The 12,583-nt window shown below is 46.3% G+C and carries 9 protein-coding genes; 5 read left to right on the plus strand and 4 right to left on the minus strand.

Going from position 1 to position 12,583, the window contains the following annotated elements:
- Positions 1-173 precede the first annotated feature (173 nt).
- From PSE7367_RS16285 to PSE7367_RS16305, 4 genes are all read left to right on the plus strand, one after another.
- On the plus strand, positions 174-821 hold the full coding sequence (locus PSE7367_RS16285; RefSeq protein WP_015166444.1) for a methyltransferase domain-containing protein: 648 nt from the start codon (positions 174-176) through the stop codon (positions 819-821).
- Between the two features lie 40 nt (positions 822-861).
- A complete protein-coding gene (gene ccsB, locus PSE7367_RS16290) occupies positions 862-1,914 on the plus strand; it encodes a c-type cytochrome biogenesis protein CcsB (protein ID WP_015166445.1) in 1,053 nt (350 codons plus the stop codon).
- 599 nt (positions 1,915-2,513) lie between these two features.
- Positions 2,514-5,384, plus strand: a complete 2,871-nt coding sequence (locus tag PSE7367_RS16300) for a M16 family metallopeptidase (protein WP_015166446.1) — start codon at positions 2,514-2,516, stop codon at positions 5,382-5,384.
- A 790-nt stretch (positions 5,385-6,174) separates the two neighbouring features.
- The gene (locus PSE7367_RS16305) at positions 6,175-6,990 is read left to right on the plus strand and encodes a pentapeptide repeat-containing protein (RefSeq protein WP_015166447.1); all 816 of its coding nucleotides are present in this window, start codon (positions 6,175-6,177) and stop codon (positions 6,988-6,990) included.
- Positions 6,991-7,071: 81 nt separating this feature from the next.
- On the opposite strand, the gene PSE7367_RS16310 is transcribed toward PSE7367_RS16305, so the two are convergent.
- The 4 genes from PSE7367_RS16310 to PSE7367_RS16325 all read right to left on the minus strand — a co-directional run bounded on the left by PSE7367_RS16310 (position 7,072) and on the right by PSE7367_RS16325 (position 11,263).
- Positions 7,072-7,344 (minus strand): hypothetical protein, encoded by a 273-nt coding sequence (locus PSE7367_RS16310; RefSeq protein WP_015166448.1) that lies wholly within the window; start codon positions 7,342-7,344, stop codon positions 7,072-7,074.
- A 387-nt stretch (positions 7,345-7,731) separates the two neighbouring features.
- Positions 7,732-8,055 (minus strand): hypothetical protein, encoded by a 324-nt coding sequence (locus tag PSE7367_RS16315; RefSeq protein WP_015166449.1) that lies wholly within the window; start codon positions 8,053-8,055, stop codon positions 7,732-7,734.
- Between the two features lie 291 nt (positions 8,056-8,346).
- Complete coding sequence (locus PSE7367_RS16320) at positions 8,347-9,306, minus strand: orange carotenoid-binding protein (protein ID WP_015166450.1); 960 nt, start codon at positions 9,304-9,306, stop codon at positions 8,347-8,349.
- 226 nt (positions 9,307-9,532) lie between these two features.
- Entirely contained in the window at positions 9,533-11,263 is a 1,731-nt protein-coding gene (locus PSE7367_RS16325; protein ID WP_015166451.1) for an adenylate/guanylate cyclase domain-containing protein, read from the minus strand.
- Between the two features lie 376 nt (positions 11,264-11,639).
- Here PSE7367_RS16325 and PSE7367_RS16330 point away from each other — a divergent pair, with 376 nt between their 5' ends.
- Entirely contained in the window at positions 11,640-12,581 is a 942-nt protein-coding gene (locus tag PSE7367_RS16330; RefSeq protein ID WP_015166452.1) for a tyrosine-type recombinase/integrase, read from the plus strand.
- Positions 12,582-12,583 lie beyond the last annotated feature (2 nt).

The following is a 12,583-nucleotide window of genomic DNA, read 5'->3' on the forward strand; positions in this document are numbered from 1 at the left end:
TACTACTATCTATTTTGCTTAAATCTAGTCTAACTTGTTGGCTGGGAATTGCCTGCGATTGTGGGCTAGTTTAAATTCTGCTGCCTACATGGACATTAAGTATTGTTAAGATGAGAATTGAATAACTGATAACGCTAACTATCTACCTACTAAATATCTACTAAATAAGGTCTATGGTGCTATTACCGCAGCAGCGCAATAAGTTGGATGAAACCGATGATACGCTTTTTTATGATTATCCCCGTTTGGTCACCCATGTTGATAATGGGTTTATTGGCCAGTTGACTGAATTGTATCGGGAGCGATTGCAGCCAAACAGCCGTATTTTTGACATGATGAGTAGTTGGGTGTCGCATTTGCCAGCGGATCTGGAGTTTGCCCATGTGGAGGGGCATGGCATGAATGAGCAGGAGTTGGCCAAGAATTCGCGCCTGGATCATTATTTTGTCCAGAATTTGAATCAAGAGCCGAAGTTGCCATTGCCAGACAATGATTTTGATGCGGTGTTGAATACTGTTTCGGTGCAGTATCTGCAACAGCCAGAGGTGGTTTTCACGGAAATGTGCCGCATTTTGAAACCTGGTGGCGTGGCGATCGTGAGTTTTTCTAATCGGATGTTCTATCAAAAGGCGATCGCGGCCTGGCGAGATAGCTCCGAGGGCGATCGGGTGAAGCTGGTACAGCGCTATTTTGCTTCGGTAACGGGATTTGGTAAACCGGAAATAATTGCCAAGGCGGCACCAGTAACATTGCCGATTATGCAGTTGCTTGGTTTGGGTGGTGGCGATCCGTTTTACGCAGTGATCGCACAGAAAGAGTAAAATTGAATACAGATCAAGAGCTTACTGGAGAATCGACCGGATGCAACTTGTTGCCTTGCAAAACCTTTTAGATAATATTTCCTTTGCGATCCTGTTTTTGACCATGTTGGTTTACTGGGTGAACCTGGCTTTCCCTGGTGCTGGCTGGTTACGGCAGATTGGTACTGCTGGCATGGCGATCGCCAACCTGAGTATCGCTACGCTCCTGGGCGCAAGGTGGATCGAGGCCGGCTATTTCCCCCTCAGTAATTTATATGAATCCTTGTTTTTCCTGGCCTGGGGCATTACTACAATGCATCTGGTGGCCAATAGCATTGGTAATGCCGAGAACAATGGCAGAAAGTTGATCGGTGCTTTTACTGCGCCGGTGGCAATGGGTATTACTGCGTTTGCAGCCCTGGCTTTGCCGGATCAAATGCAAGCCGCTGAGCCCCTGGTACCAGCACTCAAATCCAACTGGTTGATGATGCATGTTTCGGTGATGCTGCTCAGTTATGCGGCGTTGATGGTGGGAAGTGTGTTGGCGATCGCCTTTTTGATCGTGACACGTGGCCAACCAATCAAGCTGAGCGGTAACTCTTTAGGACTGAGCCTGACCCCACCTAGTGCCAATGGGCAGCGGGATCAGCAAGTGTCTCAACCGCGCCAGGATCATAATGGTGAGCAATTAGTAGCTGCTAACATTCCTGGTAATGGGAGCCAGGGTAGCACGTTGGTTTTAGATCCACCGCAAAACCAGAGCGAGCCACAACCACAACTATCGCTTAAGCGCTTGAGCCTGGGCGAAACCCTTGATAATCTCAGTTATCGGATGATCGGGCTGGGATTTCCATTGCTGACGATCGGCATTATTGCTGGTGCAGTCTGGGCAAATGAGGCATGGGGATCTTACTGGAGTTGGGACCCAAAAGAAACCTGGGCACTGATTACCTGGTTGGTGTTTGCGGCCTATTTGCATACCCGGATTACCAAGGGCTGGCAGGGGCGTAAGCCTGCGATCTTAGCCAGTGCGGGGTTTCTGGTGGTTTGGATTTGTTATTTGGGCGTAAACCTGCTTGGTAAAGGCTTACACAGCTACGGCTGGTTCCTGTAGCCCCCGAAGACTAGCATAAAATACATACAGGAAAACTGCGGTGCCCAGGTATATGGTTGAATCCAATCCCAGGCAACCACAGGTTATGAATGACATCGCGGCTATCATAGTGAACTTTGTTGATTTTGGATATAGCCTTCGGTATTTCTTTACAGACGAATTCTGCTTAAACCAGGCGATTTCTGGCGATCGTTGGTCATGGCTGATTAGCTGAATTTTCTAGCGATCCAGATTGAATGTAGATGGGAACTGGCAAATTTCAACTATTTATAGTCTACTCCAGCAAATTTCCTGATTTGACCTTAATATGGCTGAATATAGCTCGAATCCAAATTTATGCTGGTGGGCGTATTCTTAGCAGGGGAATCAAGATCGCAGGGCTGGTAATTAAATTACCCAAAATGTCTAAAATAGCTGTGTTGATCAGTGCAGCTTTTAAATGCTCCATCATCATTTTGTCCTGTTGTCCTGTACATATAACAATATTTGGCCATAGGAGCGAGGCTGACTCAAATATGCTTGGTTAAAATACTTACTTCATATAGCATTGCCATTTTTTGAATTTAACCTATAACTTGATCCTGGGGAAAAGACTGACTATGAAATCAATCGTGCGTAGAGCCGGTATTCTTGCCTTAGCTGTTTTGATTGCTGGTGGGATGCCCTTCAGCCTTGCCACACCAAGAAACGGGGCGATCGCCATTCAGATTCAGGAACTACGGGCTCAGGCTCAGACCCCACAACCAGCCATGTTGACCGATGGGGTGAGGAGAACGGTTTTAGAAAACGGCTTGACGGTGCTAACTAAGGAAGTGCCCACGGTGCCAGCGGTGAGTGTACATATTTGGTATCGGGTTGGTTCGCGCAATGAGCGACCTGGGATTACGGGGATTTCGCACCAGCTAGAGCATCTACTGTTTAAAGGCACCAAGGATCGGCCGATTCAGTTTGGGCGCTTGTTCAGTGCGTTGGGGAGCAGCTCCAATGCTTTCACTAGTTATGACATGACCGCCTATTTTGGCACAGTTAGTAGTAACACTAATAAGGTGGAAGCCCTGCTGACCCTGGAGGCCGATCGGATGGTAAATACAGTGGCTGGCGCTGAAGAGCTAAACAGTGAGCGCACCGTGGTTCTGTCTGAATTGGATGGCTATGATAACAGTCCTGGCAATCGCCTGTTTAAGGCAATCATGGCGAAGGCCTTTGCGAATACTTCCTATGCCTGGCCAGTGATTGGCGATCGCGCTGATGTGGAGGGTTATACCGCCGAACAGATCCAGAATTATTACCGCACCTATTACCGCCCCGATAACGCTACTTTGATTGTGGTGGGTAACTTTGAAACAGACGAGCTTTTGCCCAAGATCAAGGAAACCTTTGGCACGATCACGGCACCGCCACGCCCCAGAACCGCTAAGTTACCAGAAAAGCAGTCTGGCACAATAAATCAAGTTAGCAACAATCGCGCGACAAAGACCACTAATGCTAATGTTGCGGATGGAGTGGAAGACCAGCCTGTAATCTATGCAGATAAGGTGGTTCTAGAAGAGCCAGGTAGTATTCCGCTGTTGCGATCGGTCTATCCGACTTTGCCACCGATTACCCACCCAGATACGGCGGCGATCGATTTGCTGGCTTCGATCCTTTCTTCGGGGCGTAGCTCCAGGTTATATCAAGCCTTGGTGCAAACTGGGATTGCCAGTGGTGCGAGGGCCAGTGCCGCGACAATGATCGATCCGGGCTGGTTTTCGTTTACTGGTGCGCCGACTGACGGCAACACCCTGGAGGATATCGATCGCTTGATTTTGGCAGAGGTTAAGAAAATTCAAACTGAGCCGATCGATCCAGCGGCACTAGAGCGGGCACAGACCCAGGTTAGGTCTAGCTTTATTCTGAGCAATCGGGATATTTCTTCGCAAGCAATTCAACTGGGCTATAACCAGACGGTAGCCAAAGATTATCGGTTTAGCGATCGCTATCTGGCTGATGTGGAAAAGGTGACGGTTGCTGATATTCAAAGGGTTGCCAATAAGTATCTCGATCCGCAAAAGCGGGTGTTGGGTTTATTTAAGCCTACGGTAATTACAGCCCAAGTCGGTAATCCCCTGGCAGCAGATGGCACAATCCAGGAAAATCGCACCCCCAGCGAACCGGTTGATCCAGCGGAGGTAGCGAAATACTTGCCGGAAGATGTGCTTAAAATCAAAGCGGCTGAGTTAAACCCAGTGTTGCCAGAGAGGGTGATTTTGCCCAATAGTTTGACCTTACTCTTGCTGCCCGATGACAGCACCCCATCGGTGACGATCGCGGGGCAGATCCTGGCTGGAACTGGCTTCGACTCGATCGAAAAAGCTGGTTTAGGTGCGCTGACTGCTCAAAATCTACGCAATGGTACTAACACCAAAGATGCGTTGGCATTGGCGGCAGAGCTAGAAAATATTGGCGCGAGTTTGGGCTTTTCGGCGGGACGTGAACAGGTGAGTATTGGTGCGTCAATGCTGGCGGAGGATTTACCCACCGTCGTCGATCAACTGGCTGATATCTTGCAGAATGCTTCTTTCCCAGCGGATGAGTTGGAGCTAAACCGTCAACGCAACCTAATTGGCCTGAAGGCAGAACTAGATAGCCCTGGCAGTTTGGCAAGGCGGGTGTTTCAATCGGAGTTATATCCGGCAGGACATCCCTATCATGCTATGCGTACTGAGGAGAGCATTAAGGCGATCGCCCGTGAGGATTTGGTTGAGTTTTATGAAACTTACTATCGCCCAGATACAACTACGTTGGTTTTGATGGGGGACTTTGAGGTTGAAGAAGTTAAGCAGTTAATCAGCGATAAGCTGGGCAATTGGCAGGCCAAGGGAGAACCACCTGCACTGAAATATCCCACCGTTGAAGATCCCAGTGAAATTAGTAAGCAGGAGATTAATCTAGCTGGCAAAACTCAGGCCGTGACGGTTATGGGACATCCCGCGATCGATCGCTATGACCCTCGTTATTATACGGCGCTGGTGCTAAATCAGGTTCTGGGTGGCGACACCCTTTCCAGTCGCCTGGGGACAGAAATCCGCGATCGGCAGGGGTTGACCTATGGCATTTATAGCTACTTCCAAACTGGCAAGGGCAAAGGTGCATTTGTGGTACAGATGCAAACCAGCGGTAAGGATGTGGATGCAGCGGTGGCAAGCACTTTAGCAATCATGCGGGATGTGCATCAAAATGGCATTACCCAGAAGGAACTGGATGCGGCCAAGGCCAGCTTGATCAATAGTTTCCCAGTATCGTTGGCCAATCCTGATAGTATTGCTGGCGCGATTTTGCGCGATCAGGTGTATGGGTTTGCGATCGGTGACTTTTATGATTTCCCCCAGAAGATCGAGTCGATTACCCTGTCTGATGTTAATCAAGTGGCCGAGGAGGTTCTATTGCCGGATCAATTAGTGGTGGTGACGGTAGCACCGAAGGAGAATTAGGGAATTAGGTAAGTATTTAGATTTTCTAGTTTGCTTAAATCTCGCAGTAGCAAAGAGCCAGAACAGTGCTTATAACTCAGCAAAAATCCGAGCAAAAGAAAGCAAACAATCGGAGTGATTGCCGGCATAAAAACCACTTCAGCGATCGCGGAGAATCTCTCTAGATATACTTTCAACAAAGATAAGTTTTCGGCAAGCTGCTCTTGTTTTTGTGGCGATCGCCGTAGTTTGGTTGGGCTGAAATCGATCTAATGCTTGCTTATTAATGGCTCTCGATCGCATCTCTCTCGGCATTAAAACAATGTCAAAGAATAAACGTAAGGAGGTTTGGCTATTTAGCTGACCTCTTTTGTTTAGTTTGTTTATTAGATATTTCTACACAGGCAAGAATGCTGGGCTTATCCCAAACATCGGGGGCAGGCAACCAATCCAAAAATATGATTAGCCGAATCAAAGTATCTTATATAGATAATGCAAGACACAGAATTAGTCTTTCAATAAGTTTATGAGTCTTGATATTAGTCTTATATCAAGATAACGAGATACGAAACAAGTCTAACAAAGATAATCCAAGACAAAAACTGAGTCTAGCAATGTTTCTATGAGGCGCATATAAGACTAATTAGAAAACGAAATATTTCGTTCTGGCGATTTGGGATTGATTGACCAGTAAACTATTAGCTGTTGCAGGGTTGACTGTGGGCGATCGAGAATTGCGGTTGCGTTCCAGTCGAAGCTACCCGGTAGTTGATAGTAGTTGGACTGATCAAGTTGTTGGCAGGAGCAGGGTATGGCAAACGATGAGCAATTGGCATTGCTGCTGAAAGGGGTAGATATTTGGAATGGTTGGCGTGATGATTACCCCGATGAAGAAATTAGTTTGATGGGAGCTGATCTAAGTGGTGCAAACCTGACCCAAGCCAATTTGAACCAGGTGAGCTTATATAACGCCGATCTAAGTGGCGCAAATCTGACCCAGGCTAATTTGGTGGGAGCAAATTTGTTTAATGCCAACCTCAGTGATGCCAATTTGAATCAAGCTAATTTAGAGCGCGGCAAGCTCTATAATGCCAATTTGCAGAATGCCTCCCTGGTGGGGGCTGAGTTGCATGGCACTAATTTAACCTCGGCAAAGCTGACGGGAGCATGGATCGAGCAGTGGCAGATTAATAGCGATACTAAGCTGGATGGCATCGATTGCCAGTATGTATATGTGGGGCAAGACTCTGAGCGGCAAGGGCAGCGGATCCCGAACGATCGAGACTTTGAGCCAGGTGAATTTAGCGATCGGTTTGGGGTCAAATTTAATTTTGTGGTGCTAAGTTTTGGGGCAGATATTAATTGGCGGCTGGTAGCAAAGGCGCTAAAGAATTTGCAAGAACAACATGCTGAGCCCCAGAATCAACCGATCGGCATTCAAAGCATGGCGATCGAGAATGGCTCATTAAATATCAATTTGCAAGTTGCTGGGGAACTGGATCAAACCCATATTGAAAAGCGGTTTTGGCAAACGTATAAGATGGCTAGTAACTCAACGAAAAGGCAACCGGCTCAGGATCTAAATGGGGCGATCGATCGGTTGGTATTGCTGGCAGAAAAGGTATAGAGGATAGAGACATGCCTATATTTTAGTTCTCAAGGCAAGGGGATGGAAATAACCATTATCATCCCCTAAGTTATTCTTGATTTATGTCAGAACCAGCTTTTCTGGTAAAGGTAATTCTTGTGGGCAAGCCAATGCGCCGATCTGCGAGATAATTCGTAATTCATGCGGATAACGGGGATGTGGATCGTTTTTTAACCAGATCGGCGGAACCATCGTAATATCATAGGAAGCGATCCTATGTCTAATCCCTGGCTGTGACCTCAACTCCACAACTATTCCTGGCAAATATTCAAACACCTCATCCCAATCAGTTGCCAGTTCAAATTGGGTTCTCAGATCCTCAGTCAGATTCATTGTCCCAAGCCAATCAAATTTACACATGTTGTTACGATTCGGATAGCTATTCCTATGGCATTTGCACTTAATTCCTCTACTTAAAATACCTCACAAAACTCGAAGCATGAAAATAATCAGCAAGCTAATCCCAGTTAAATAGCCACAAACCAGGGAATAACAAAATAATAAGTTGCCATGTTTCTGTATCTATTTTCACAAAAATACTGGATAGTTGCTTGATTATCTCCCATATATTTACAAACCTTGATTATTCGAGCCAATGAAGCCAATGAAGCCAATAATTGGGCTGATGATCGCCTACCAGAGCAAATAAAAAAGAGGCTGCATAAAAACACAGTCCCTCGTCCTATAAATTAAATGTAAATGTTATAGCTAAACTAGTCGCTACATCCTGGTTAGTGCCGAGATCTTTTTCAACTTATCCTGGCTCAAATCCTCCAGCTCGTTTAATTCAACCCAGCCTTCCTTGACCAGTTGCGAAAACACAAACACCAGATAAGCATCACGGAAATCGTATTTTCCATCGATGTTATGGCGCTTTGCACTGAGGTAATCATGCAGTTGCCACACATCTTCTAGCTTAGCGATCAAACTCGCCTTATCCCGAATCTCCTCCACCAATGCCCCGGTTTCCCGTTCATAGGCGCGATCGAAAATTTCTTGAGCAACCTCCCGTTCTTTGGTTGTCCATTCAATATTACTCACCACATCAACCTCTTTTTAATTTATAAAAAATAATTGCGGATAAAAATAAACATAAAAATGAGCGCTAGATCAACTTAAATTGCCGCGCTCTAATATTTAATATTCGTTACCAGACATAATCTTGTAACTTTGCTCAGGACATCAACTAAAACATTTAGAGTAGAAATACATCGGCGCGATCGCCAACTTCTGGCTATCCCCAAAACATTATTAATCAATTGTCCTAAGCAATAAACATATGGTTATTATAGAGCTACATAAATCTTAACATAACTATTAACCAAACTTATGAGTCTAGCGAGCTAGGTTGAGCAGCTCCTTGGGTGAGGCAAGCAAGTCGATCGCCACAAAGTAAATCTTGTTATCAGGGCTGAGCAAGAAACGCCAGGCCATGTTCATACCAATGTTTGCGCTAAACCAAGGAGTTTGCACCTTACCAGTTACCTTGATTTGAGTATAGCCATCATCAGCAGGCTCAACCACACCACGCTCAGGCATTAGCTTCAAGTTCTGGCATTCTTCACGGAAGAACTTCAAAACCGCATCCTTACCCACGATCGGCCGTTGGAATGGTGGTTGCAGTGCACCATCGGGGGCAAATAGCTCAATTAGATTGTCAAAGTCATTGGCGTTGAGAAGATTCATATAACTGATCACGGTAGGATTATCCACACCTTCGATCGAAACCTTGGTACGCTGCGACATATCTTGAGGTGGTACAACCGGCTCAGATACTCGCTTGAAGTCACCTAACTTGTTGGGGTCATAGCCCATGCCTACCACGCTATTACGCAAGACCGTGATTTGCTGACCAGATTCAAGCCCTTGGATCGCAGCCAACACCGCTGAAGCATTTGCAGAAAGCTTGTAACCTTCAGGGATCGGTGCAACCAAACCTTGCTCCATGAATTCACCCAAGCGATACCAGAAACCTAACTTAATATTAGGTGACCAGACTGCATAGGTGCGACAGATCGGCGTATCGGAGCGATTAGCCAGGTCACACATTGCCTGAGACTGTTCCATTGGCGACATTGCCTTGATTTGATTCAAAGCATCTTCAGCCAAAACCATATTGGCCGCACCCGGCGCAGCGATCGTAATTGACTTACCCATCTCCAGGTAGGCAAACCAAATTAGGGCAAGTTGGTCTTCGGCGCTAAGCTGTTCAAACCTGGCGATCGTAGCGGGAACAACATCAGCAGTTAAAGTATTTGGGAAAATTCCGCGAGCGGTATCGAGTGTAAATGGCATACTTAGTTAGATCCTTATCCTTATCCTTTACTAAAAAAAGCAAAAATGTGAGCATTTACACATTTCTGTTTGCTATTAATAACATTATGTGATCTTGTGCTGGCCGAACTCTATCTAGGGAATCGAGTCCAGATATGCCCTCAGGCTTAAGTATTTATCACCTCATCTAAGCAATCAGGGATGTTTGAGATGTTTGAGTAGGTATAAACTCACGATCGCATCTGTCTTACAAACTGGCCGTGATCGACAGATCCAAAAAATCCGGCGCGATCAAATCCACCTCATCCCACAACAACTTATAGACCTGAATCGGTTTATCTTTGCCCTTCACCTTCACTGGCTCCAGCCGCTCGAATGGCAGCATCTGGTCTTGCAAGCCTAAATAGGTGGAATGGGAAACTAAAATCTCATCGGCCTTGGCCACAGCGCAAATTCGGCTGGCCACATTATTTGTATCGCCGATCGTGCCATATTGGATTAGCTTCTCGGAACCAATATTACCCGCTGCCACCTGGCCAGTATTGAGCCCAATGTGAATTTGCAACTGCAGATCGCGCCCCTGGATCAGCCATTGCTGATTCAGTTTAAATAAAGCTAACTGCATTTCGATCGCTGCCCAAATGGCTCGAATCACGTCATCTGGCTTACGATAGGGCGCACCCCACACCGCAAACAAACCATCACCTAAATAATTCTCCAGTGTGCCTTCATAGTGAAATACAATATCCTCCACCATCACCTGGAAATACTCATTCAGCATTTCAATTACTTCCCTGGGCGGCAATCTCGAAGAGAGTTGGGTAAAGCCACTGATATCACAAAAGAGCGCAGTAACCTCCGTTTCGATCGTCTGCAGGCCGCCTTCTTCCTGTAACTTATGGCTCACAGCTTGGGGGAAAAAGCTTTCTAATTTACTGCGCACCAATGCTTCCTGCTGCATTTTGGAATTCAATTGGAAGTTGTCGATCGCCAGTGCCGCCTGATTAGCGAGTGCGCTCAAAAACTCTAAATCCTCGTCTGCGTATGCATTGTATAAAGATAAATTATCCACATACAACACGCCAATCACTTCATCTACAGGACGCAATGGTACACACATTGCCGCGCGGATCGAGGATTGCAAAATAGACTGCGAAGCATCAAACCGCCGATCGCTACCCGCATTAGAAGTCAATAGCGCATCACCACTCTGGCGCACAAAGTTAACAATTTTCTGGCTATAAAACCGCCGCGCCACGTCTACTTCCTCTCTTGCCCGCACCGCTTTGCTCTCTAGCAAGCCAGTAGCTTCATTGACCAATAAAATTGCCGATCGCTCCACATTCATGATCTCAAACAGCAGATCGAGAATCTTTTCCAGCAGGCTGCCCAGGTTTTCACTGCGCCCCCGCGATAGTAGTTTGCTGACTTCCAACAGAATTTGCAGTTTGTCTACTGTCCGCTGATTCTGGTCTTCATTGCGAATTTTTAATATCGAACCCTGCGCTGATCTACCCGATATATCCGCTATATCCGATCGCAACAAATCCTGCATCGCTGTCTGATGCAGAGCCGTTGGCATTTGTTTCACCACCTGCATTTCTTCTTCTTCTTCCGGTGCAGGCTGGGCGGCAATCTCCTGTAGCTCTCGATCGAAATTTTCCTGAGCGATTGCTTCTGCGGTCGATCGCACAAACTTGAGCGGCAGATTTCCCACCTGTACAATATCGCCATCTTGAAGTTGAGATCGCTGATCAATTTGCTGGCCATTCACAAAGGTATGATTCCGGCTACCTAGATCGATAATAAATACTTGCCCCGGCTCCACAATTACTTCCGCATGCTGGCGCGATACACTTTTGGTGTGGTCTTCCAAAATGATCTGATTTTTACTACCACGACCAATGGTATTTGAGCCGATCGCTAGCTCAAACACGGTTTCCATCAATGTGTCAAAATCTTGAATCAGGTAAGGCATGGGCTTGAATGAAGCTGACCAAATGTGATCGATATCTGTATACTTAACAATTATGCAGCTTTAGGATGTTGCCATACTAAGACCAAGGTTCTCTCTCCCTTTTATCTCGAGCAAAAAACGGCAAGCAACGCTTAAGCAGTATAGTTAATTGAGGATTCCAGCTTATTTTTGGCGATCGCTAAGGGAAATAAAATGTCTAGGCTTCCCTAACATATGGTTTGAAATCTAAATCCCGGCAGGATGATTATTTCAACAGGATCATTCTCTAGCATCTTTTTTCCCATTTTTGTTAAGATTCTTGCAGTCTCTCATCTTCGCTCACTAATAAAAGCTATAAATGCTTTACTGAAAGGAACTTAGCCCTGAACTTAGCCCTATGAGCAATCTTGTCAGCACCTCGATCGCCGCCGACCCGGACATCATTGCCCAACTCCTTGCCGACAAGCGCAGCATCAACACCAAACGGGCTTACCAAAAAGACCTGAAGGATTTTTTTAACCACACCTTTGAGCAACCACCATCTCAAGAACTAATTGCTGAATTCTTGCAGCTAGAACGCTTCACCGCAATCGCCATTGTACTGAAATATAAATCCCAACTGATTACCCGTGGCCTCAAAGAAGCAACGGTCAATCGCCGCCTGTCTGCGATCAAATCCCTGGTCAACTTTGCCAATAAAATCGGCCACTGTGAATGGAACTTGAATCAAGTGCAGGGCGAGCAAGTACAGGCTTACCGCGATACTACTGGCGTAAATCTCCAGGCAATCAAAGCGATGCTGGGTATTCCCAATCAAGAGACAATTAACGGCAAGCGTGACTATGCCATTTTAAGGTTGCTGTGGGACAATGCGTTGCGCCGTAGTGAGGTCGTTCGCACTAATGTAAGCGATTTTGATATTCACTCTCGATCGCTCTTGATTCTGGGCAAAGGTCGGGGCACTCAGAAAACATCGATCAGCCTCAGTCATCCTACGATCGCTGCAATTCAAGCTTGGCTTGACACTCGAAAAGATCCCCCCGCCCATTATCCGCTGTTTATTTCCCTTGCCCCCGGTAGCTATGGCCAGCGCCTCAATAACAACTTTATTTACAAGCTGGTAGACCATGTAGCAAAAGAAGTAGGCATCCCTAAGCAAATGTCACCCCACCGGATTCGCCATTCTGCCATTACTGCCGCCCTTGATGCCACCAATGGTAATGTCCGCAAGGTTCAGAAACTCAGCCGCCACAAAAAGATCGATACCCTGATGAAGTATGACGACAATCGCCTGGATGTACAGGGTGAAATCACCGATCTGCTCTCTAATATTCTTTGATT

Origin of the sequence: Pseudanabaena sp. PCC 7367 (assembly GCF_000317065.1) — a bacterium.
In the GTDB taxonomy this organism is placed as follows: domain Bacteria; phylum Cyanobacteriota; class Cyanobacteriia; order Pseudanabaenales; family Pseudanabaenaceae; genus Thalassoporum; species Thalassoporum mexicanum.

Coding starts and splice junctions, on each gene's coding strand:
- PSE7367_RS16320 (WP_015166450.1), bottom strand. CDS start 9,306: ATGCCATTTACACTCGATACCGCTCGCGGAATTTTCCCAAATACTTTA.
- PSE7367_RS16310 (WP_015166448.1), bottom strand. CDS start 7,344: ATGAATCTGACTGAGGATCTGAGAACCCAATTTGAACTGGCAACTGAT.
- PSE7367_RS16285 (WP_015166444.1), top strand. CDS start 174: ATGGTGCTATTACCGCAGCAGCGCAATAAGTTGGATGAAACCGATGAT.
- ccsB (WP_015166445.1), top strand. CDS start 862: ATGCAACTTGTTGCCTTGCAAAACCTTTTAGATAATATTTCCTTTGCG.
- PSE7367_RS16325 (WP_015166451.1), bottom strand. CDS start 11,263: ATGCCTTACCTGATTCAAGATTTTGACACATTGATGGAAACCGTGTTT.
- PSE7367_RS16330 (WP_015166452.1), top strand. CDS start 11,640: ATGAGCAATCTTGTCAGCACCTCGATCGCCGCCGACCCGGACATCATT.
- PSE7367_RS16300 (WP_015166446.1), top strand. CDS start 2,514: ATGAAATCAATCGTGCGTAGAGCCGGTATTCTTGCCTTAGCTGTTTTG.
- PSE7367_RS16305 (WP_015166447.1), top strand. CDS start 6,175: ATGGCAAACGATGAGCAATTGGCATTGCTGCTGAAAGGGGTAGATATT.